Genomic DNA, 19,695 nt, shown 5'->3' with positions numbered 1-19,695 from the left:
TTCTTTTTTGTAATCAATAGATTAAGCACGTGCCCACAAGGCAGCAGCTTTTTCACGAGACTTAGCCATTAGAGCTTCTTCATCAGCAACTAGAATTTCACGATCCTTCATAAGAATTTGTCCTCTTGCAACCGTTGTTGTGACTTGGCGACCTGTAAGGCCAAATAAAATATGGCTCATATAGTTTGTAGCGGTAAGTGGTGTTTGTGGTACATAATCTACAACAATGACATCTGCACTTGCGCCTACTTTTAAGACACCAACTTGTTCATTAAAGAGACGATTTATGATCATCGGATTACCTTTAAAGAGCATATGAGGCATTTCAGTCCAAGCGACAGAAGGATTACAAGTATGATGTTTATGTAAGATATTTGCAACTTTTAAAGATTCAAATAGGTCATTGGTATAACCATCGGTTCCAAGTCCAAGTAAAATGTCCTTATGATAAAGTTCGAGTACAGGTGGACAACCTACAGCATTGCCCATATTACTTTCGGGATTGTGTACGACCATGGTATCAGTAGCTTTTAAGAGGTCCATTTCGCTAGGTGTAATATGAATACAGTGACCACAAATTGTATGTGATCCTAAAATGTTATGGTCATGTAATCTAAAGAGTACACGTTTGCTGTATTTTTTTAAGCTATCATAAACGTCATCCATACCTTCAGCTACATGAATATGATAACCAAATCCATCAGGTATCTGGCTCGCACAGTAATCAAGCGTAGCATCCGAAAGGGTAAAGGAAGCATGAAGCCCCATCATACCTTTTTGTGTTTTTTTATTTTTAGTTGCTTTCATAAAAGCTACATTTTCTTCTACTGCTTCACGCATTTTAGCTGTCCCATCACGATCAGAAACTTCATAACAAAGAGAGGTACGTAAGCCTAATTCTTCCGCTACTTCAGAAATAGCAAAGAGACTTCCTGGTATTTCTCCATAACTTGCGTGATGATCACATACAGTGGTTACCCCATTTTTAATCCCATCTAAATAAGTCCAGTAAGCACTATATCTGGTATCTTCAACCGTTAGTAATCGATCTAGTTTCCACCAGAGTGATTCAAGAATATCTAAAAAATTATGAGGTGTGGGACCACCTAGATTGGCACCACGAGCAAAAGCGCTATAAATATGGTTGTGTGTATTAATAAGACCTGGCATAATCATCCCTTTTTTGGCGTCAATAAAGGAGGCACCAAGGTATTTTGCTTTCAACACTGTGGTCGGACCAATGTCAATAATCGTGTCATTTTGTATGGCAATACATCCATTTTCTAGAAGAGGGCTTGAAGTATCATGAGTAATTAGTGTTCCATTTCCAATAAGTAACATAATATCCTCCTTGAATTTTTCTTGTTACTTTAAAATATGACTGTGGAACAAGACTCATTCCAAAAACTTTTTAAGAACTGCTAAAAATTTTTTAGAAAATTTTCGTATTTCGTTTCTACTCTTGGAAAGTATGCATATATATTTATTAACCAATGTGTGAGACATCATTATGACAACTAAACAGCCAGTCCACTAGGCACATTGAATCCATAAGGTAAGGAGAAAACTTATGCTCAGTGAGATACCTGTAGAATTTCTAGATCGCTTAACCCAAGCATTGGCCAAACAATTTGGAACAGATTGTGAGGTGCTCATCCATGATTTGACCGTAAAGGATAAAGATCATACCGTTAAGTGCATTGAAAATGGTCATGTCACCCATAGAAAAGTAGGAGATGGACCTTCAGAAGTTGTACTGAATGCGCTTCATAATCCGCAAGTAGAAGATGAAGCAGGTTATTGTACTGTAACAGAAGATGGTCGCCTACTTAGGTCAAGTACTATTTACATAAGAAATAAAAGTGGACAAATTGAAGGTATTTTATCCATTAATTATGACCTTTCTAAACTTCAAGTTGCTCAAAATATTTTAGAGGGTTGGATGGGTGGTACATCTCATAAACCTTTAGCACCTCAAAAGATTACAACACGTGTAGAAGATTTATTAGAAGAACTCATTGAACGTTCTATTCAAATCGTGGGTAAGCCGATTACAATGATGAACAAAGAAGATAAAATGCGTGCCATTCAATACTTAGAAGAATCTGGGGCATTTTTAATTACAAAATCAGGTGATAAAGTAGCAGAATGCTTTGGCATTTCTAAATATACGTTATATCACTATATGGATAAGACAAAAACATAATTGCATAGAGAAAGAGAGGATCATATGGAACAGATTAAATGGGTACACAATCAAATGGCAAAGACAGAAGATGAAACACTACCAGTTATGGCAGTAAAAGAGATTGAGAAGGTTCAAAATTTTCATCAAAGTTTTCCTATGTATGAGGTAACGCCTCTTCAAAGTTTACAGCACTTAGCAGGGTACTATGGATTAGGTGGCATTTATGTTAAAGATGAATCTTACCGTTTTGGTTTAAATGCTTTCAAAGTACTAGGTGGTTCAGCAGCGATGGGGAAACATATTGCTAAAGTTTTAGGTAAGGACTTAAGTGAACTCACCTATGATTCTTTTACTTCTGATGACACCAAAAAGCAAGTTGGAGAAATCACCTTCTTTACAGCAACAGATGGTAACCATGGAAGAGGTGTAGCTTGGTCAGCGAACAAACTAGGGCAAAAATCAGTAGTCTTTATGCCAAAAGGCTCACAAGCCATTCGCTTACACAATATTCAAAAAGAAGGTGCAATAGCAACTATAGAAGAAGTAAACTATGATGAATGCGTACGTCTTGCTACAGCAGCAGCCAACAAAACACCTGGTGGTGTCGTCGTACAAGATACAGCTTGGGATGGCTATACTGAAATTCCGGCTTGGATTATGCAAGGATATGGAACTATGGTTAAAGAAGCACTTGATCAACTTGGGAAAAAACCAACCCATGTTTTTGTGCAAGCGGGTGTAGGTTCACTAGCGGGTGCGGTAATAGGCTACGTTGCTAACCGTTATCCTGAAGGTGGTATTACTAATGTTGTGGTCGAAGCTTCAGAAGCAGCCTGCCTTTATAAGTCAGCCAAGGCAGGAGATGGGCAGATACGTATTGTAACAGGAGATATGCCAACCATTATGGCAGGTCTTGCATGTGGTGAACCAAATACCATTTCCTGGGAAATTCTGAAAAATCACACAGATTATTTCGTTTCTTGCCCAGACTGGGTAGCTGCAAAAGGGATGTGTGTACTTGGCGCACCATTAAAAGGAGATCCACAAGTGATTTCTGGTGAATCGGGTGCAGTCCCATTAGGATTTTTAGCAAGTTTAATGGAGGATGAAAATCTTAAGTCACTTAAAGATGAACTCGGTTTAAATGAAGAATCTGTTGTCTTACTCTTCTCAACAGAAGGGGATACAGATCCTGATCATTATAGACATATTGTATGGAATCATCATTTTGAGGAGGAGTAAAAACATGGAAACAAACCGTATTAAAGTATTAGCAGAGCAGTACAAAGAGGCTATGACAGCATTTTTAAGAGACTTAATTGCTATTCCTGGTGAAAGTTGTACAGAAGAATTGGTTATTCATCGTATTGCAAAAGAAATGAAGCAAGTAGGCTTTGATAAAGTGGTCGTTGATCCAATGGGAAATGTATTAGGCTATATGGGTACAGGAGAAAAAATTATTGGTTTTGATGCACATATTGATACGGTAGGCATTGGTGAACGTAGTAACTGGACATTTGATCCTTACTTAGGTTATGAAACAGAAGAAGAGATTGGCGGACGTGGTGCATCTGATCAACTTGGAGGTATTGTTTCATCTGTCTATGGGGCAAAGATTATGAAAGATTTAGACCTTATTCCAGAAGGCTATCAAGTCTTAGTAACTGGGACTGTTCAAGAAGAAGACTGTGATGGTTTATGCTGGCAATACATTATACAAGAAGACAAAGTACGTCCAGAATTTGTAGTTATTACAGAACCTACTGATGGCAATATCTATCGTGGTCAAAGAGGGCGTATGGAAATTCGTGTAGAAGTTAAAGGAATCTCTTGCCACGGTTCTGCACCAGAACGCGGTGATAATGCGATTTATAAAATGGCCGAAATTATCAGTGAAGTGAAAGAGCTTAATAATCGTCTTCATACAGATGCTTTCTTAGGGAAAGGGACTCTGACCGTATCACAATCTTTCTATAACTCACCTTCTCGTTGTGCAGTTGCAGATATGAGTGCAATTTCCATTGATAGACGTCTTACAGCTGGTGAAACGTATGAAATGGCTTTAGAAGAAATTCGTAATTTGCCATCTGTTCAAAAATACAATGCACAAGTAACGATGTATACTTATGACTCACCAAGCTGGACTAAGTTAGTGTATCCAACAGATTGCTATTTCCCTGCTTGGGTTGTACCTGAAGAACACCCTGCTACACAAGCTGTTGTAGCTTCATATACAGATTTATACGGCACACCATTTGTAGATAAATGGACCTTCTCAACAAACGGTGTATCTATTATGGGACGTTTTGGTATTCCTTGTGTTGGTTTTGGCCCGGGAAAAGAATGTGAAGCCCATGCGCCAAACGAAAAAACTTGGAAAGCAGATCTTGTTAAATGTGCAGCAGTTTATGCTGAAATTCCATCACTATATGCTAAGGGGGACAAATAATTATGTTTCAATTTGAAGAGGCCATTAAAAAGTTAGAACATCTCCACATTAAAGATATGTATCAAAATGACTTTTTCCTTACTTGGGAAAAAAGCTTTGAAGAACTAGAAGCTGTTTTTACAGTAGCAGACACTTTGCGTTATTTAAGAAGTCAAAATATCTCTACTAAAATCTTTGATAGTGGACTTGGTATTTCACTCTTTAGAGATAATTCTACACGTACACGTTTTAGTTTTGCTTCAGCTTGTAACTTACTTGGATTAGAAGTTCAAGATTTAGATGAAGGCAAGTCACAAATTGCTCATGGTGAAACAGTACGTGAAACGGCTAATATGATTTCCTTTATGGCAGATGTTATTGGTATCCGCGATGATATGTACATTGGAAAAGGTAATACTTACATGCATGAAGTAACGGAGTCTGTAGAAGAGGGCTATAGAAAAGGGATCTTAGAACAACGTCCAACACTTGTGAATCTTCAATGTGACATTGACCATCCGACACAAGCTATGGCAGATATGTTACACATTATTCATGAGTTTGGCGGCATCGAAAACTTAAAAGGTAAGAAAGTTGCCATGACATGGGCTTATTCACCTTCTTATGGTAAACCACTTTCTGTGCCACAAGGCATTGTAGGACTTATGACACGTATGGGTATGGATGTTGTACTTGCCCATCCAGAAGGTTATGAAATTATGAATGATGTAGAAGAATTAGCTGCTAAACAAGCAGAAGCTTCAGGTGGTAGCTTTACAAAAACATACTCTATGGCAGAAGCCTTTAAAGATGCTGATATCGTTTATCCAAAGAGCTGGGCACCTTATCACGCCATGGAAAAACGTACAGATCTTTATGCTAAAGGTGATGCCGAGGGAATTAAAGCACTTGAAAAAGAACTCCTTGCTGAGAATGCAAAACATATGGATTGGGAGTGTACGGAAGAACTAATGGCAACCACTAAAGAGGGTAAAGCACTTTACCTTCACTGTTTACCAGCAGATATTAGTGATGTAAGTTGTGAACATGGGGAAGTAGCTGCTTCTGTGTTTGATCGTTATCGTGACCCACTTTATAAAGAAGCTTCTTATAAACCTTATATTATTGCTGCTATGATCTTCCTCGCTAAAGCACAAGATCCAGCTGCTTTACTTAAAAAGTTATATCAAGAAGGGAAAGAACGTCGCAGGCATTAAAAAGACGTGGAGGTGTTTAAAATGGCAAAACGTGTTGTCATTGCTTTAGGGGGAAATGCTTTAGGAAATAATTTAGCAGAACAAATGCTTGCAGTTAAACATACAGCCCGGGCAATCGGGGATTTAATTGAAGCCGGATATGAGGTGGTCATTTCACATGGAAATGGCCCTCAAGTCGGCATGATTAATGTAGCTATGGGTGAAATGCATAAAGCCAATCCAGAAACCAGTGTGATTCCAATGTCTGTTTGTGTAGCCATGAGTCAAGGATATATTGGATATGACCTTCAAAATGCTTTAAGAGAAGAGCTTTTAAATCGAAGTATTACAAAGTCTGTTGTTACATTAATTACGCAAGTAGAAGTTGATCCTAATGATAAAGCTTTTGACAATCCTACTAAACCCATTGGGCGCTTTATGACCAAAGAGGAAGCTGATGAACTTGTTTTAAAAGGGTACTCTGTGATGGAGGATGCCGGACGTGGTTATCGACGTGTCATTGCTTCTCCTAGACCTAAGCGTATTATCGAAATGGAAACAATAAAGACTTTACTTGATGCAGGTCAAGTCGTCATTGTTGCTGGCGGAGGAGGTATTCCAGTCATTGCAAAAGGTAACCATCTTTCAGGTTCAGGCGCTGTTATTGATAAAGATTTTGCAAGTTGTGAACTCGCTAAAGCCCTCCATGCAGATTGTCTTATTATTTTAACTGCGGTAGAGAAAGTAGCGATCAATTTTAATAAACCTAATGAAAAATGGTTAGATACCCTTACTGTTGCTGAAGCTCAGAAATATATCGAAGAAGGACATTTTGCTAAAGGTTCTATGCTTCCCAAAGTAGAAGCAGCTCTAGATTTTGCAGCTTCTAGTGTAGGTAGAACAGCTATTATTACTTTACTTGAAAAGGCTAAGGAAGGTATAGAAGGTTCAACAGGAACCCGTATAGTGGGGGTAGACCATGAAAGCAAGTAAGGAAGAAGATAGGAACCTTATTTATCAGCTGGAGGGGCGTCCTAGTCTTTCAGTTGCTGTTCCACTAGGATTACAACACGTTCTAGCTATGTTTGCAGGAAATTTAGCACCTATTTTTATTGTAGCAGGTATCGCTGGTGTGAGTATGCAAGAACGGGTATTAATGATTCAATGCGCTATGCTTGTATCAGGGCTTGCTACGTTTATTCAACTTTATCCTATAAAGCTTGGAAAGAATCTACAAATAGGTGCCAACCTTCCGATTGTCATGGGAACAGCTTTTGCTTTTGTTCCGACCTTATCAACTATAGCAGCTAGCTATGGGATTCAAGCAGTTTTTGGCGGCATCTTAGTTGGTGCATTTGTTGAAATTATTATGGGGCTTCTTATAAAGCCAGCCAAAAATATTTTTTCTCCTGTGATCATTGGTGCTGTACTTGTAACAATCGGTATTAAGCTCCTTGGGATAGGTGCCAATTACTTTGCCGGAGGTGTAGGTGCAAGTGACTTTGGTTCGTTAGAAAACTTATTCCTTGGAAGCTTGGTTTTTCTCATTGTTATTGTTTTACAGCGCTACGGAAAGGGCTTTTTCAAAGTGACAGCGTTACTCATTGGTTTAGTAGTAGGGTTTATAGTAGCCCTTATGATGGGCAAGGTAGACTTAACACCGGTAATGGAAGCAAGTTGGTTTACCATTCCAATGCCTTTATATTTTAAACCAGAATTTAGATTAGATGCCATTATGGCTTTTGCTGCTGTTTATATTGTTTCTGGTTTAGAAACATTAGGTAATACAAGCGGTATTACCATGGCAGCTTTTAATAGAGAAGCAACGCCAAGTGAAAATCAAGGTGCTATTTTGGCAGATGCTATTGGTTCTCAGGTAGCAGGACTATTTAACTGCCTTCCAAACACAGCATTTGGTCAGAATGCAGGGATTGTAGCTATGACTAAAGTAGTCAATAAATTCTGTATTGCTATGGGGGCAGCTGTACTTATACTCGCAAGTATTGTACCTAAAGTAGGTGCAGTCTTTGCAGCGATGCCTTCTAGTGTTTTAGGTGGAGCAGTGATTACAGTTTTTGCGATGATTTTAATTAATGGTTTTAAAATGCTTGCCAAAGCAGGATTTACTGAAAAAAATGTATTAATTTTATCTGTTACTTTTGCAATAGGATATGGACTTACAGCACTTCCAGAAGTAACAGCGCATTTTCATCCATTTTTACAATTTATTTTTAGTGATGCTGTAGCAAGTGTATGTATTGTAGGCATTATTGCCAACATCTTTTTAAATCTTTTAAGCCACAAGAAGGGGTGAAAATGTGTCTTTACTGATTAAAGGTGCAATTTTAGCAACGAACCCTGAAGTAGGACCTACTGATTTATTAATAGATGAGGGGGTGATCAGCGGTATAGGACAAATACGTACGGCTGATCAGATTGTTGAAGCTTATGGAAACATTATCTTTCCAGGCTTTATAGATGCTCATACTCACTTAGATATGGATACAGGCAAGGCACATACTTCGGATGATTTTTATACAGGAACAAAAGCAGCATTAGTAGGTGGCACAACAACCATTATAGATTTTGCTACCCAAGAAAAGGGTGAAAGTCTTATGGATGCTATCAAAGTATGGCATCAAAAGGCAAATGGAAAGAGCTGTGCAGATTATGGCTTCCATTTAGCGATTACGGATTGGAACGAACAAACACGTAAAGAAATGCTTTTTATAAAAGATATAGGCGTCACTTCGTTTAAAGTATATATGGCTTATGATGCCTTAAGAGTAAGTGATGATATACTATTTGAGATTTTACAAGCTGTTGATCATATAGGTGGCATTGTAGGCTGTCATTGTGAAAATGGAGATTTAGTCAAGGTACTTACTCAGGCTCAAAAAGACAGTGGGCATTTTGGGCCCCGTGCCCATCCCGCTTCACGCCCTGATATTGTAGAAAGTGAAGCAATAGGAAGGTTCTTAGATATTGCTTATTTAGCAGGTACACCTGTTCATATTGTCCATTTGAGTACTCAAAAGGGGCTAGAAGCAATCGAGCGTGCTAAAGAAAGAGGACAAATCGTTTATGTGGAAACTTGTCCGCAATATCTCATTTTAGATGAACATGCTTATCAGTTAAAGGAGTTTGAAAGTGCTAAGTATGTGTTATCACCGCCTCTTAGAACAAAACAAGATCAACAAGCACTTTGGCAAGGCATACACACAGGGCTTATTCAAACCATTAGTACGGATCATTGTGCCTTTAACTTTGCCACACAAAAAAGGCAAGGATTAGCAGATTTTAGTGAAATTCCCAATGGTATCCCAGGTATTGAGCATCGTCCACAACTGATCTATACATATGGTGTAGATAAAGGACATATAAGCTTGAAGCAAATGGCAGAGCTACTCAGCACAAAAACGGCAAAGCTATTTGGACTTTATCCAGCTAAAGGGACTATTGAAGTCGGAAGTGATGCAGATTTAGTCATTTGGAATCCTAACTATGAAACGAAACTTTCAAGTACGACTCAGGTACAATCGGTAGATTATACACCCTATGAAGGTCTTTGTGTTAAAGGGCGTGCGGAATACGTTTTCTTAAGAGGAGAACAAGTGGTGAAAGAAGGAAAAGTGATTAATGAAAGAAAAGGGCAGTACTTATTTAGAGGCCCATCAGGAAATATTGAATAATTTATTTAGCTACCCCTATGCAAAGCCCTCACTCTTTTCTAAACTTTAAAGAGAAGACAATAATCATGAGGGAGCAGCTTATGTATAATGAAAGATTAGTTGAGGCTCAAATAGAGAAAGTAGAAAAGAGTTTGAAGGAAACTTTCTATCAAAAAGGTGATAAACTTAAGGTAGGTGTGGACTTAGGAACTGCATATATAGGGATAGTCGTTTTAAATGAACAAGATGAACCAGTGGCCTCAGAGCTTCAAGAAGCACATGTATTAAAAGATGGTATTATTGTAGATTATGTAGGTGCACTTAAAATAGTCAAAAATCTCAAAGAGAAGTTAGAAACAAGACTAGGTGTAAGATTACTTAGAGCTTCTATTGCAATGCCACCTGGAACGGAGTCAAGTATTAAAACACATTGTTATGTTGTAGAAGGTGCAGAAATGGAAGTAAGCCAAGTTCTAGATGAACCTACGGCTGCAAATAATGTATTGCATATTACAGATGGTGCGGTTGTAGATATAGGAGGTGGCACCACGGGACTTTCGATCTTCAAAGATGATAAAGTCGTTTATGTTGCAGATGAACCTACAGGTGGTACGCATCTTACTCTTGTACTAGCAGGGAGTCATCATCTGCCAGTAGAAGAAGCAGAAGTTTTCAAAAAGGATCCAGCCCATCAAAGAGAAGTATTAGGGCATGTTAAGGCCGTTATTGAGAAGATGGCTACCATTGTTAAAAATCATATTGAAGGTTATCAAATCGATGCTATTTATCTTTGCGGCGGTACGTGCTGTTTACAGGGAATGGAACAAATCTTTGAAAAGACAGTTGGTGTTAAGACCATTAAACCAGCGAATCCACTGCTTATTACACCAACAGGTATAGCCATGAGCTGTGAGGCTTTTATACCAGAAAAAGAATATTAATTGAAAATAAAAAGGGTCCCTCAAAGTAAAAACTAAGAGTGGCCCTTTTGCTCATATTATATGAATAATATAACTTTGTGTGACAAGCTAATAAAATATAAGACTAAAAATTGTATAAAACATTAAAAATGGGATATACTCTTAAAAAATTTTAGGAGGTTATCTATGAATCAAGTTCATTTACTTGGCAATCTTACAAAGGATTTAGAGTTAAAAGAAGGCAAAGAAACACAAACACCTTATGTTCAATTTACTTTAGCAGTTGATGACAAAAAGGCTAAAAAGGATCAAAAGACCTACTTTATTGATGTAGTTGCTTTTAGACAAAAAGCAAAACTTTTAGTGAAATATGGGGTAAAAGGAACCTCTTTAATTGTACATGGAAAACTAATGAGTTATAGCTATACAAACAAAGAAGACGACAGAGTTTATGCAACAAAAGTCCTTCTAGAAGACTTTGAATTTATAGGGAATACTAAGCGTGATGAATCTCTAATAGCTGAGATAGCAGCAACAACTGAAAATGTAAATTCAACGAATGAAGTATATTAAATAATCTCTTAGCCATACTAATTATGATTGTTAATAAGTTAGGAGGCACACAAATGAAAAAATATGTTTGTACAATTTGTGGCTATATCCATGAAGGAGACCAGCCACCAGAAAAATGTCCAATTTGTAATGCACCAGCTAGTAAGTTCGAAGCCATGGGTGAACAGCTTGCTTGGTCTGATGAACACCGTATCGGTGTAGCTGAAGGAATCGATCCAGAGATTATAGAAGGATTACGTGCAAACTTCATGGGTGAATGTACTGAAGTGGGAATGTATCTTGCTATGAGCCGTCAAGCTGATCGTGAAGGTTATCCAGAAGTTGCAGAAGCTTATAAACGTATTGCCTATGAAGAAGCAGAGCATGCATCTAAATTTGCAGAACTTTTAGGTGAAGTCGTTAAAGCAGATACAAAAGCAAATTTACAAGTACGTGTTGAAGCAGAATATGGTGCATGTGATGGTAAGAAAAAACTTGCTACACTTGCTAAACAACAAAATCTTGATGCAATTCATGACACTGTTCATGAAATGGCTAAAGATGAAGCACGTCATGGCTGTGCTTTCAAAGGATTATTAGAAAGATACTTTAGTAAATAATAACATGGTATAATTCTATAATTATCAATAGGTACGTGTATCTTGAAAATATATACGTGCCTATTTGTGTTTATCTATGAAAATGTATTTTTGATAAGTTTTGTGGGCAAATGTGTGGACAATGACAAAAAATATAAAAAAATATATGCCCACTGCCCACTAATCTAGAGAAAAATTAAGAGCCTCAACGGCTTGCTCATCCATCCCTTTAGTTATATGAGTATATAATTTAAGAGTAAATTCTAATTTAGAATGCCCTAGTCTTTCAGATACATATTTAGGATTTAATCCTTGCTCTAAAAGAAATGTGGCATGTGTATGTCTTAAGTTGTGCATTTTAAAGTGAATATTTAAGTCAGACTTGCATACCGTAGAGATAAATTTACAACTATCAGTATTAAGCATTTGGCCATCTTCTTTTTTATTAACGAAATCGTGAACAACGATTACTGTTTCAGTTTTTGAGGTCTTATCTAGTATCTTATTAGACTTATAGGTGGCACCAAAAAACTCCTTGTCAAATTCCTGTTTATCTCGTAAATCTAGAAGGTAGTTTTTTAATTCGTTATCAAAACGGATTTTTCTATAACTATTAGATGTTTTGGGTGTTGTGAAACACCATTTTTTATTTTGTTTTTGAAGTTGTTTAGTTATATGTACTGTATTGGTTTCGAAATCAATATCTTGCCAACGTAAAGCATAGATTTCACCAATTCTTAATCCGAGCTTTAAAGCTAACATAAAAGCATGAGAATTGTTTGTTTTCTCTATCCGCTTCCAGATTTGTTTTAACTCATCCATGGTGTATATTTTTATATCTGTTGTAGAGCGATAAGCCTTGGGAGGTTTTATAGCTTCTACAGCATTATCCAAAATATATTTATTCTTATAGGCATATCTCCAAAGTAGCAGGAGGAAGTTATACATGCTCTTTACATAGTCATTACTTAAACTCTCTTGTATTAATTTATTAGTTATAAATTTTTGAAGTTCTTGAGCTGTAATTTCATTTATCATACGTGCACCAAATACGCTAATATGGTTATTATATAAGCTTTGATAACGTACAATAGTTGCGTGTTTACGTGTTATAGGTGCTTCGTATAATATAAATTCTTCAAATACTTCATTAAGTGTTATTTTTTTACTTTCTTTAAGCTCACCTTGTTGTATTATTTCAGCAATAGCAAGTTGCATAGCTTGCTTAGCTTCTTTTTGAGATTTAAAACCACCTTTTTCTTTTTGTTTACGCTTTCCATTAATGGTACCTAAATCTATACGATAAGACCAGGTATTGCCACGCTGTCTTATAGATCCATTCATATTATATCAACTCCTTTATTGAAAATTAGGAGTGTATACGATATACTGATTTTGAATAGAGTGTATATCATATACACCAATTTATATAAAAGGCTTAGTGTTGGTAGCACTAGGTCTTTTTTCATTTTACTAATTCTTTTTATAAGTAAAAGTATTATTCGAAAGTTTTAATAAGGTGCAGAGGCTCGAAACAAATAATATACTGGTTAAATTGGTAATATAGTCCATATTTTTCTTTGTAGTATCTAAGAGCTTCAACTAAAAAATCTTCGGTAACCTCCAAATATTCGGCTAATTCATACTGCGATTGAACTTTATAGTCTATAGCTTCGGCCAATGCATGTAAAGGAACAAGTTTATCATAGCCCCATTTTCTAGCGATTCTTTCTTGTTTTCTATTTTCAACCTTAGATTGATCACTAATATCTCCAACTGTAGTAAAGTGATGTCCTAGCTCTTCAATTAATACGCATCTTTTCGCTACAGAAGTAGAGAGTTTTTTGCTAATGCCTATTTTATTACCCTTACAAAGTCCATCGGCTTTTGACTTAAAGTATTTTTCTGTTACTTCAATTCCGTTGTTGTGTGCATAATCTAATAATCTTTCGTAATTCAAAAAAATCCCCCTAAAACAAGTATTACAATTCGTCTAAATCTTGTCTAAGTAAATCTAAGTCGTCTTCATTATCAGCATGAGCAGCAACAGGCATTAAATAATCCTTTTCCTCTTCACTCGTAGCTGCTAATTCAATTACATTACTATACCTTGTGTTATGAGTTAAATCTTCAGCATTCTCTATAAGCTTATTTTTTCCTAAATCATTTAATTGATTGTAGTAAGAGAGAAGAACTTTTTCTTTAGTAGAAATAGATAAGTTAAGTTCTTCATTCGTTTTTGAAATGGGTTCAAATGTTTTGATATCAATGTCAAGCACATCACATATTTTAATTATCCTATCAATAGCCATGCCACCAATTCCTCTTTCTAAAGAGCTAATTAAGGTCGTACTAGGTATATTTACAACTTTTGAAAATTCTCTAATACTACTATATTTACTAAGGATTATTTCTTTTAATTTTTTTGTTTTATCCATTATACACCTCCGTATATGTGTGAATATTAACACACTATGTACGAAAAATCAACACAATAAAACTCAATTGCGTTTATAAAAAGTGATTTTTAATGAAAAAATAAAAAAAATAGTTGACTTTAAACGAAATAGAGTTTATATTTGTTTTAAACAAACGCAAAAGCGTTCAAAAAGAAAGAGAGGTGATAGAAATGTATGCCAATTTAGAAGCAGAAATTGTAAGGAAAAGGATTAAGAGAGGAACTATCGCAGAAGCGATTGGAAAAACCTATAATACATTAAATTTAAAAATTTCTGGTAAATATCCGTTTACTTATGATGAAGCCTTAAAAATTCATGAACAGTTTTTTTCAGAATATGATTTCAAACAACTCTTCAAAAAGGAAGAAATTCAAAAGGTAAGCTAGGAGGAAAAACAAAATGCCAAAGAATGCGTTATGTAAAAAAGAGGAAGTTGAACTAATTAAAATAACAGAAAGAGAAGGAAGAAAAGTAGTAAGTGCTAGAGAGTTATACATAGGACTGGGGTTGAAATCTGCACATTGGAAAAGATGGTATGAGAGTAATATTGAAAATAACGAATACTTTAAAGAAAATGTTGATTGGGTAGGGTTCACCATGGTGGTGAACGGTAATGAAACAAAAGATTTTGGTATCAGCTTAGACTTTGCAAAACATATAGCAATGATGGCTAGGACAGAACTTTCACATCAGTATCGAAATTATTTTATTAAATGTGAACAGGCATTAAAAGAACAGCAAACTAAGCCAAAAGTAGATACCAAGTTCAAAGACACAGAAGCAAGACTTATTAATGCAAAAGTAAGACAAGCAATTGTCTATCTAAAGATAGCAGATAAGGTAAACATTCCTACATATCAACAGATTTGTTATAGCAAGGCTACAGAGGTGTTAGATGGTACGGCACTAATACCATTACCTAAAGTAGAACGTAAAACCTATTCAGCTACAGAGATTGGCGAGAAACTAGGGATAACATCTAACAAAGTCGGTTTACTTGCTAATAAGCATAACCTCAAAACAGAAGAGTACGGTGAGTTGGTTTGGGATAAGTCAAAACATAGCAATAAACAGGTTCAAACATTTAGATATTATGACAATGTTATTCCAGTTATAGAGAATTTATTAAAAGAAGAACAGAGAGGAGCATAAAGAATGGCTAAATTATATTCCATTGATGGAGCATTAGGAGAACTTGAAATAACAAGAAATAAACTCTATGCGCTTATAAGGCATGGGTATATAACCTGTATTAAGTGTGACACTCTTAAAATACCAGAAACAGAAATAGATAACTTTATAGAGAAATGGACAGGCTGGGACTTAACAGATTTAGATAATCCTAAAAAATTAAATAAGACAGAGGAGGAAAATTAAAATGCAATCAACATTAATAGTACCAGTAGATAACGATCTACATTTACAAACAGAAAACGGGCAAGTAGTAGTTAGTAGCCGAGTAGTGGCTGAAAGATTTGGGAAAAGGCATTCTCATGTGGTGGAAGCCATAGAAAATAAAGTAAAAAATCTAACTGCCGAAAATTCGGAGGTTGACCTTTCAACATTATTTATTCCTACAACATATATGCATAACGGAAATGAGTATAAAGAGTACTTACTGACACGTGATGGATTTACTTTTATAGTAATGGGTTTCACAGGAGCAGAAGCCGACATATGGAAACTTAAATACATAGAAGCATTTAACAAGATGGAACAGATATTAAAGGAACAGCAATCACTTCCACAAGACCTAAGCCCACAACTTCAATTCATGATTAACATGGAACTAGAACAGAAGAAAATGCAACAACAACTTAATCAAGTAAATCATCATGCATTAGAAGCTAAGGCAACAGCAGAACAAGCTACTAAGCAAATGAAAATAGTCAAAGATGCAATGCTACTAGACCATGATAGCTGGCGAAAGGATTGCAATAACATTATCAATAAAGTAGCCAAAGAGCGTGGAGGAACTAAAGAGGCTTATCAGCAAGTACGTGATGAAGTTTACAACTTACTTCAACAACGAGCAGGTGCGAGTCTAAAGACGCGAGTCATTAATAAGCAAGACAGAATGAGGCGAGAGGGTATCTCCAAAAGCAAGGTTGATAAAGTAAGTCAAATTGATGTTATTGCAGAGGACAAGCGTCTTAAAGAAATCTACATAGCAGTCGTAAAAGAAATGGCTATCAAGTATGGAGTAGCTTAGAGAGGAGCATAAATATGGAGAATGAAAATGTCAAAATCGATTTTGTAGAACATGCATATATGTCTATGCAACAGACAGAGAGTTTGGATGAGGCTAAACTAGAGTTTTGTAAAAAATTCATAGAGGAAATTAGCAGTTTAAAAGCATATGAACTAGAAAAACACTTAAAAACTGCTAATTTCAATTGCTTAGAAGGTAAAACTACTATTGTATTAGAGTTTTAGATTAGATTTGCAATAATCTAAGCCCTTTTCGGTCAGCTCAAATTCTAATAAGTTATCAAAGATACTTATAGAATCTTCGAGGATATTGTCAGATAGTGCTTCTAAGTATTCATTATCACATAAGTAGCTAGCTGCTGTGTGATAATACATAAAATCATTTCCATTACGCATACGAAAGCTACCATATGTAGAATCAGTTTGAAGATAATTTTTATAAGCTATAGACAAGAGTTCAGATTCAAATTTATTCATCTATATCACCACCTTTCATTTTATATTCCAACTTGGCAGAGTTGGTAAGTAAATTATATGGCAGTTAAAAAATTAAATCAAATAATAAGGAGTGGATATGCAAACAACAACATTAATCATACCAGTTGATGATATTGAACTTAGAACAGAGCCTATGAAGTCAACTGTAAAGAGCAGAAAGCAAAAATGGACAAGCTATAAAGGACATAACGTAAAGGAGGTACGTAGATGTTTGAATACGTGTTCGGCTTCATTGCAGGAACAGTAACAACTTACATATGCCTAAAAGGGCAAATGAAACATTTTGAAAAGATGACCATGAATAATGAGAAGAGATTAGAACGTATAGAAGCATTGTTATTAGAAAGAGTAGAAGTTGAGGAGGATGTAGCATGAGAACAGCAGAAGATTTAGTTGTACAACGTATTGACCAACTTATAGGCATTGTTAAAGCAAAAGCTTTATTAGAAGTGCCACAAATTAGAACCAATACCCTTGCACATAACCTTGTGTTATGCATGTGTGAACAAATAAAGGTAGGCATATGGAACCTTGTTGATGTAGGTAATAAAAGGATTGATAGAGGTGTGAATTCTTTGTTGGTACAAGCTATTGAGCAGGTTGGAGAATATAAACGTCATCCTTATTTTTTAGAAGATGAGATATCTCTTTGTGATGAATTTATAGAGGCAGTAGAGGCTATCAAAGCTGAATATATGAAGCTTAAACAAGGAGAAAAGCAACAGAAGAAAAGTTTAGTAATAGAGGTTAGAGAGTATGTATTACAAAGATTATAAAGGTACTCTAATAGAAACAGGAGATAAGATTAGGTACAAAAAGAAAAAAGGAGTTATTGTATCTGATGAATTTGAAGGCCTTTATGCAGAACTAAAGAATGGTTTTAAAGTTCGTATTAAGGATGTACATCGAGATATTAGAGTTGTTTATAAGAAAAGAAAAAAGCATCACAACGTCGGCAAACGTAAGTGATGCACATACAAAATAAAATCAAATTCACAATACCACAAAGAGAGGTGGTTGTAAATGGCTGAGTATGCAGAAATAAAAAAATTAGAAGTTGATGAATTATTAGAGCTGATACATAAAAGGTATGATTTACAAATAGAAAGAGTTATTAAGGAAAACAAAGTGTTATTAGTGTATAAGGAGCTCTTTGAAGAAGGGATTACGGATAAAAATTTATTAGAAAAACACATAGAACTATGGAAAGAAGTTAAGTCTTGGAGAGAAAACGGGACACCATTTTAGGAGGTATACATATGGCAAAGAAAAAAGAAATCGAATTAGATTTAGAAACAATACAAAAAAAGGCTCGTATGGAGGAACTTTATGAGGAAAGAATGGAACGTGTTGCTAGAAAGGCTGAACGTAAAGCTATTTTAGATGAATTGTTTAGAAGAAAAACGGAACAGGTAGAAGATAAAGATGTATGTGACGATGTTCGAATAAGACAAATTGATGAAGAACTTATAGTGTTAATTGATGAAGTACCGAGATCAGAAACAAAAACACGCTACAAAGTAAATCTTCTTTGTGGGGATGTAATTCTTAATAAGGCATATAAGGATTTTGATAAGGATGTGAATAAACTTCTTCAATGGGCATTAGAGAACAATCTAACAGAGTTTGTAAAGATTAAGCAGGAGTTTGATTGGGCTAAGTTCAAATCCATGTTAACAATTACAGGTGATGGCACAATTATTATCAATGATACTGGAGAAGTTGTGGAAATAGACGGATTAGGTGTTATAGAAGTACCAGGGAAGTTGGTGATTAAATGAGAAGCGAATTTAGAAATATAGACAAAGTTTGCGGTCATGAAATAGACGATGGAACTTACTCTAGAGATAACTATTACATAGATGAAGATGATTACGAAAGTCGTATAAACGACATAGAGGGAGCAGTGCAAGCAATAGAAGAAAAATTAGAAGATGTACAAGGAATTGACCTAATAGATGAAGTAAAAGAGATGCTGAAACGATTAGCAGACAAGCTTTATTAAGGAGGGGGACTGATGGCAACTGAAAAAATCTATGGTGCAATATGCAAAATTATAGAAGAAATGAATCCTATCAGTAAAGATAAGAAGAACCAACAACAAGGATTTGCATACAGAGGGATAGATGATGTAATGAACACATTAAAGCCTTTATTAGCTAAACACAAAGTATTTATTACACCTGAAATCATGGAGCAAAGACGTGAAGAAAGGCAAACATCTAAAGGTGGGAATTTAATTTATTCCATATGTACAATGAAGTACACATTTTATACAGATGATGGCAGTCATGTATCTGCTGTAGTGATTGGTGAAGGAATGGATAGTGGAGATAAGGCTACAAATAAAGCTATGTCTATAGCATTTAAGTATGCTTGTTTTCAAGTGTTTTGTATCCCTACTGATGAAATGAAAGATCCAGATGCAGAAACACCAGATGAAAGTAAACCTGTAAAAAAGACACTTACAGAGAGGCAAATAAAAAGGCTTTATGCAATAGCACAAAAAGCTAATATAGACAATGATACTGTTGTTGATCAGGTGAAAAAGAAATTTGGCTGTATGCCATGCGAATTAACAAAAGATCAATATGATTCGGTATGTGAAGCATATGAAAGAGCAGCAACACAAAGTGTATAAAATAAAATCTGATTTTCAAGAGATATTGCCAGAGGATTGCAAGCAATATAACGAAATAGTTAGACGTTATAGATACCTTGGACAAGAAGATGCAGACGAAGCATTTAAACTAATGCAAGATAGTTGGGCAGTTGCTCAGAGGTGGTCTGAAATACAGGCTGCCTCTAGAAAAATACGAGATTTAAGTGAAAAAGACTTTAATATTACGGACTTTAAAGAATGGTCACGTCAAAGATATAGACAAATGCAGTACCTACATGAAAGTAGCAGAATGATATGGAAACAGGCAAATGAATATTTAATGTGGTCAAGAAAGAGTACAGAGAGGTGAC

General features: G+C 35.7%; 29 protein-coding genes. 24 read left to right on the top strand and 5 right to left on the bottom strand.

The window, feature by feature from the left end:
* Positions 1–21: 21 nt before the first annotated feature.
* Positions 22–1,341, bottom strand: a complete 1,320-nt coding sequence (gene ssnA, locus BN2390_RS14550; RefSeq protein ID WP_053985051.1) for a putative aminohydrolase SsnA — start codon at positions 1,339–1,341, stop codon at positions 22–24.
* Positions 1,342–1,570: 229 nt separating this feature from the next.
* Here ssnA and BN2390_RS14545 point away from each other — a divergent pair, with 229 nt between their 5' ends.
* From BN2390_RS14545 to BN2390_RS14500, 10 genes are all read left to right on the top strand, one after another.
* A complete protein-coding gene (locus BN2390_RS14545) occupies positions 1,571–2,206 on the top strand; it encodes a helix-turn-helix transcriptional regulator (RefSeq protein ID WP_053985050.1) in 636 nt (211 codons plus the stop codon).
* A gap of 24 nt (positions 2,207–2,230) precedes the next feature.
* Positions 2,231–3,430, top strand: a complete 1,200-nt coding sequence (gene dpaL, locus BN2390_RS14540) for a diaminopropionate ammonia-lyase (RefSeq protein WP_053985049.1) — start codon at positions 2,231–2,233, stop codon at positions 3,428–3,430.
* A 4-nt stretch (positions 3,431–3,434) separates the two neighbouring features.
* Positions 3,435–4,637, top strand: a complete 1,203-nt coding sequence (locus tag BN2390_RS14535; protein WP_053985048.1) for a YgeY family selenium metabolism-linked hydrolase — start codon at positions 3,435–3,437, stop codon at positions 4,635–4,637.
* Positions 4,638–4,639: 2 nt separating this feature from the next.
* Entirely contained in the window at positions 4,640–5,833 is a 1,194-nt protein-coding gene (ygeW, locus tag BN2390_RS14530) for a knotted carbamoyltransferase YgeW (RefSeq protein ID WP_053985047.1), read from the top strand.
* A 21-nt stretch (positions 5,834–5,854) separates the two neighbouring features.
* Entirely contained in the window at positions 5,855–6,805 is a 951-nt protein-coding gene (gene arcC, locus BN2390_RS14525) for a carbamate kinase (protein WP_053985046.1), read from the top strand.
* The gene (locus BN2390_RS14520) at positions 6,792–8,126 is read left to right on the top strand and encodes a uracil-xanthine permease family protein (RefSeq protein ID WP_053985045.1); all 1,335 of its coding nucleotides are present in this window, start codon (positions 6,792–6,794) and stop codon (positions 8,124–8,126) included. The genes arcC and BN2390_RS14520 overlap by 14 nt, the downstream gene beginning before the upstream one ends.
* A gap of 4 nt (positions 8,127–8,130) precedes the next feature.
* Positions 8,131–9,504 (top strand): dihydropyrimidinase, encoded by a 1,374-nt coding sequence (gene hydA, locus BN2390_RS14515; protein ID WP_053985044.1) that lies wholly within the window; start codon positions 8,131–8,133, stop codon positions 9,502–9,504.
* An 80-nt stretch (positions 9,505–9,584) separates the two neighbouring features.
* A complete protein-coding gene (eutJ, locus tag BN2390_RS14510; protein ID WP_053985043.1) occupies positions 9,585–10,424 on the top strand; it encodes an ethanolamine utilization protein EutJ in 840 nt (279 codons plus the stop codon).
* A 165-nt stretch (positions 10,425–10,589) separates the two neighbouring features.
* Positions 10,590–10,976 (top strand): single-stranded DNA-binding protein, encoded by a 387-nt coding sequence (locus tag BN2390_RS14505; RefSeq protein ID WP_053985042.1) that lies wholly within the window; start codon positions 10,590–10,592, stop codon positions 10,974–10,976.
* Between the two features lie 53 nt (positions 10,977–11,029).
* Positions 11,030–11,575, top strand: coding sequence for an NADH peroxidase (locus BN2390_RS14500; protein ID WP_053985041.1), 546 nt, complete (start codon positions 11,030–11,032; stop codon positions 11,573–11,575).
* A gap of 159 nt (positions 11,576–11,734) precedes the next feature.
* On the opposite strand, the gene BN2390_RS14495 is transcribed toward BN2390_RS14500, so the two are convergent.
* The 3 genes from BN2390_RS14495 to BN2390_RS14485 all read right to left on the bottom strand — a co-directional run bounded on the left by BN2390_RS14495 (position 11,735) and on the right by BN2390_RS14485 (position 13,992).
* Positions 11,735–12,898 carry a site-specific integrase gene (locus BN2390_RS14495; RefSeq protein ID WP_053985040.1) on the bottom strand — a complete coding sequence of 388 codons (1,164 nt, stop codon included), beginning with the start codon at positions 12,896–12,898 and terminating at the stop codon, positions 11,735–11,737.
* A 154-nt stretch (positions 12,899–13,052) separates the two neighbouring features.
* Complete coding sequence (locus BN2390_RS14490; RefSeq protein WP_053985039.1) at positions 13,053–13,514, bottom strand: ImmA/IrrE family metallo-endopeptidase; 462 nt, start codon at positions 13,512–13,514, stop codon at positions 13,053–13,055.
* 22 nt (positions 13,515–13,536) lie between these two features.
* A complete protein-coding gene (locus BN2390_RS14485) occupies positions 13,537–13,992 on the bottom strand; it encodes a helix-turn-helix domain-containing protein (protein ID WP_053985038.1) in 456 nt (151 codons plus the stop codon).
* A gap of 113 nt (positions 13,993–14,105) precedes the next feature.
* On the opposite strand from BN2390_RS14485, the gene BN2390_RS14480 reads away from it, so the two are divergent.
* Genes BN2390_RS14480 through BN2390_RS14460 form a run of 5 tightly spaced genes read left to right on the top strand, consistent with a single transcriptional unit; the run spans position 14,106 to position 16,449 of the window.
* Positions 14,106–14,399 (top strand): hypothetical protein, encoded by a 294-nt coding sequence (locus BN2390_RS14480; protein ID WP_242847681.1) that lies wholly within the window; start codon positions 14,106–14,108, stop codon positions 14,397–14,399.
* 13 nt (positions 14,400–14,412) lie between these two features.
* Entirely contained in the window at positions 14,413–15,165 is a 753-nt protein-coding gene (locus BN2390_RS14475; RefSeq protein WP_053985036.1) for an antA/AntB antirepressor family protein, read from the top strand.
* Positions 15,166–15,168: 3 nt separating this feature from the next.
* Positions 15,169–15,390 (top strand): hypothetical protein, encoded by a 222-nt coding sequence (locus tag BN2390_RS14470; RefSeq protein ID WP_053985035.1) that lies wholly within the window; start codon positions 15,169–15,171, stop codon positions 15,388–15,390.
* Position 15,391: 1 nt separating this feature from the next.
* Positions 15,392–16,225 (top strand): Rha family transcriptional regulator, encoded by an 834-nt coding sequence (locus tag BN2390_RS14465; protein WP_053985034.1) that lies wholly within the window; start codon positions 15,392–15,394, stop codon positions 16,223–16,225.
* Between the two features lie 14 nt (positions 16,226–16,239).
* On the top strand, positions 16,240–16,449 hold the full coding sequence (locus BN2390_RS14460; RefSeq protein ID WP_053985033.1) for a hypothetical protein: 210 nt from the start codon (positions 16,240–16,242) through the stop codon (positions 16,447–16,449).
* Here BN2390_RS14460 and BN2390_RS14455 read toward each other — a convergent pair.
* Positions 16,438–16,701, bottom strand: coding sequence for a hypothetical protein (locus BN2390_RS14455; RefSeq protein WP_053985032.1), 264 nt, complete (start codon positions 16,699–16,701; stop codon positions 16,438–16,440). The genes BN2390_RS14460 and BN2390_RS14455 overlap by 12 nt on opposite strands.
* A gap of 97 nt (positions 16,702–16,798) precedes the next feature.
* Here BN2390_RS14455 and BN2390_RS21755 point away from each other — a divergent pair, with 97 nt between their 5' ends.
* The 9 genes from BN2390_RS21755 to BN2390_RS14420 are packed head-to-tail and all read left to right on the top strand — an operon-like array spanning position 16,799 to position 19,694.
* Positions 16,799–16,969 (top strand): hypothetical protein, encoded by a 171-nt coding sequence (locus BN2390_RS21755; protein ID WP_154668836.1) that lies wholly within the window; start codon positions 16,799–16,801, stop codon positions 16,967–16,969.
* Positions 16,930–17,097 (top strand): hypothetical protein, encoded by a 168-nt coding sequence (locus tag BN2390_RS21750; RefSeq protein ID WP_154668835.1) that lies wholly within the window; start codon positions 16,930–16,932, stop codon positions 17,095–17,097. Before BN2390_RS21755 ends, BN2390_RS21750 begins: the two co-directional genes overlap by 40 nt.
* Positions 17,094–17,498, top strand: coding sequence for a hypothetical protein (locus BN2390_RS14450; protein WP_053985031.1), 405 nt, complete (start codon positions 17,094–17,096; stop codon positions 17,496–17,498). The genes BN2390_RS21750 and BN2390_RS14450 overlap by 4 nt, the downstream gene beginning before the upstream one ends.
* Positions 17,479–17,691 (top strand): hypothetical protein, encoded by a 213-nt coding sequence (locus tag BN2390_RS14445; protein WP_053985030.1) that lies wholly within the window; start codon positions 17,479–17,481, stop codon positions 17,689–17,691. Before BN2390_RS14450 ends, BN2390_RS14445 begins: the two co-directional genes overlap by 20 nt.
* Before the next feature lie 54 nt (positions 17,692–17,745).
* The gene (locus tag BN2390_RS14440; RefSeq protein ID WP_053985029.1) at positions 17,746–17,970 is read left to right on the top strand and encodes a hypothetical protein; all 225 of its coding nucleotides are present in this window, start codon (positions 17,746–17,748) and stop codon (positions 17,968–17,970) included.
* A gap of 11 nt (positions 17,971–17,981) precedes the next feature.
* Positions 17,982–18,503 (top strand): host-nuclease inhibitor Gam family protein, encoded by a 522-nt coding sequence (locus tag BN2390_RS14435; protein ID WP_053985028.1) that lies wholly within the window; start codon positions 17,982–17,984, stop codon positions 18,501–18,503.
* A complete protein-coding gene (locus BN2390_RS14430; RefSeq protein WP_053985027.1) occupies positions 18,500–18,727 on the top strand; it encodes a hypothetical protein in 228 nt (75 codons plus the stop codon). Before BN2390_RS14435 ends, BN2390_RS14430 begins: the two co-directional genes overlap by 4 nt.
* A 12-nt stretch (positions 18,728–18,739) precedes the next feature.
* On the top strand, positions 18,740–19,363 hold the full coding sequence (locus BN2390_RS14425; protein ID WP_053985026.1) for an ERF family protein: 624 nt from the start codon (positions 18,740–18,742) through the stop codon (positions 19,361–19,363).
* On the top strand, positions 19,335–19,694 hold the full coding sequence (locus tag BN2390_RS14420; protein ID WP_053985025.1) for a hypothetical protein: 360 nt from the start codon (positions 19,335–19,337) through the stop codon (positions 19,692–19,694). Before BN2390_RS14425 ends, BN2390_RS14420 begins: the two co-directional genes overlap by 29 nt.
* Position 19,695 lies beyond the last annotated feature (1 nt).

The sequence above is a fragment of the Niameybacter massiliensis genome, from assembly GCF_001282685.1.
GTDB lineage: Bacteria > Bacillota > Clostridia > Lachnospirales > Cellulosilyticaceae > Holtiella > Holtiella tumoricola.
This window is presented reverse-complemented; position numbering and strand designations above follow the sequence as displayed.

Coding starts and splice junctions, on each gene's coding strand:
- BN2390_RS14465 (WP_053985034.1), top strand. CDS start 15,392: ATGCAATCAACATTAATAGTACCAGTAGATAACGATCTACATTTACAA.
- BN2390_RS14420 (WP_053985025.1), top strand. CDS start 19,335: ATGAAAGAGCAGCAACACAAAGTGTATAAAATAAAATCTGATTTTCAA.
- eutJ (WP_053985043.1), top strand. CDS start 9,585: ATGTATAATGAAAGATTAGTTGAGGCTCAAATAGAGAAAGTAGAAAAG.
- BN2390_RS14545 (WP_053985050.1), top strand. CDS start 1,571: ATGCTCAGTGAGATACCTGTAGAATTTCTAGATCGCTTAACCCAAGCA.
- BN2390_RS14475 (WP_053985036.1), top strand. CDS start 14,413: ATGCCAAAGAATGCGTTATGTAAAAAAGAGGAAGTTGAACTAATTAAA.
- dpaL (WP_053985049.1), top strand. CDS start 2,231: ATGGAACAGATTAAATGGGTACACAATCAAATGGCAAAGACAGAAGAT.
- ygeW (WP_053985047.1), top strand. CDS start 4,640: ATGTTTCAATTTGAAGAGGCCATTAAAAAGTTAGAACATCTCCACATT.
- BN2390_RS14430 (WP_053985027.1), top strand. CDS start 18,500: ATGAGAAGCGAATTTAGAAATATAGACAAAGTTTGCGGTCATGAAATA.
- BN2390_RS14520 (WP_053985045.1), top strand. CDS start 6,792: ATGAAAGCAAGTAAGGAAGAAGATAGGAACCTTATTTATCAGCTGGAG.
- BN2390_RS14460 (WP_053985033.1), top strand. CDS start 16,240: ATGGAGAATGAAAATGTCAAAATCGATTTTGTAGAACATGCATATATG.
- ssnA (WP_053985051.1), bottom strand. CDS start 1,341: ATGTTACTTATTGGAAATGGAACACTAATTACTCATGATACTTCAAGC.
- BN2390_RS14445 (WP_053985030.1), top strand. CDS start 17,479: ATGTATTACAAAGATTATAAAGGTACTCTAATAGAAACAGGAGATAAG.
- BN2390_RS14435 (WP_053985028.1), top strand. CDS start 17,982: ATGGCAAAGAAAAAAGAAATCGAATTAGATTTAGAAACAATACAAAAA.
- BN2390_RS21750 (WP_154668835.1), top strand. CDS start 16,930: ATGTTTGAATACGTGTTCGGCTTCATTGCAGGAACAGTAACAACTTAC.
- BN2390_RS14455 (WP_053985032.1), bottom strand. CDS start 16,701: ATGAATAAATTTGAATCTGAACTCTTGTCTATAGCTTATAAAAATTAT.
- BN2390_RS14500 (WP_053985041.1), top strand. CDS start 11,030: ATGAAAAAATATGTTTGTACAATTTGTGGCTATATCCATGAAGGAGAC.
- BN2390_RS14425 (WP_053985026.1), top strand. CDS start 18,740: ATGGCAACTGAAAAAATCTATGGTGCAATATGCAAAATTATAGAAGAA.
- BN2390_RS21755 (WP_154668836.1), top strand. CDS start 16,799: ATGCAAACAACAACATTAATCATACCAGTTGATGATATTGAACTTAGA.
- BN2390_RS14495 (WP_053985040.1), bottom strand. CDS start 12,898: ATGAATGGATCTATAAGACAGCGTGGCAATACCTGGTCTTATCGTATA.
- BN2390_RS14505 (WP_053985042.1), top strand. CDS start 10,590: ATGAATCAAGTTCATTTACTTGGCAATCTTACAAAGGATTTAGAGTTA.
- arcC (WP_053985046.1), top strand. CDS start 5,855: ATGGCAAAACGTGTTGTCATTGCTTTAGGGGGAAATGCTTTAGGAAAT.
- BN2390_RS14485 (WP_053985038.1), bottom strand. CDS start 13,992: ATGGATAAAACAAAAAAATTAAAAGAAATAATCCTTAGTAAATATAGT.
- BN2390_RS14450 (WP_053985031.1), top strand. CDS start 17,094: ATGAGAACAGCAGAAGATTTAGTTGTACAACGTATTGACCAACTTATA.
- BN2390_RS14440 (WP_053985029.1), top strand. CDS start 17,746: ATGGCTGAGTATGCAGAAATAAAAAAATTAGAAGTTGATGAATTATTA.
- BN2390_RS14470 (WP_053985035.1), top strand. CDS start 15,169: ATGGCTAAATTATATTCCATTGATGGAGCATTAGGAGAACTTGAAATA.
- BN2390_RS14535 (WP_053985048.1), top strand. CDS start 3,435: ATGGAAACAAACCGTATTAAAGTATTAGCAGAGCAGTACAAAGAGGCT.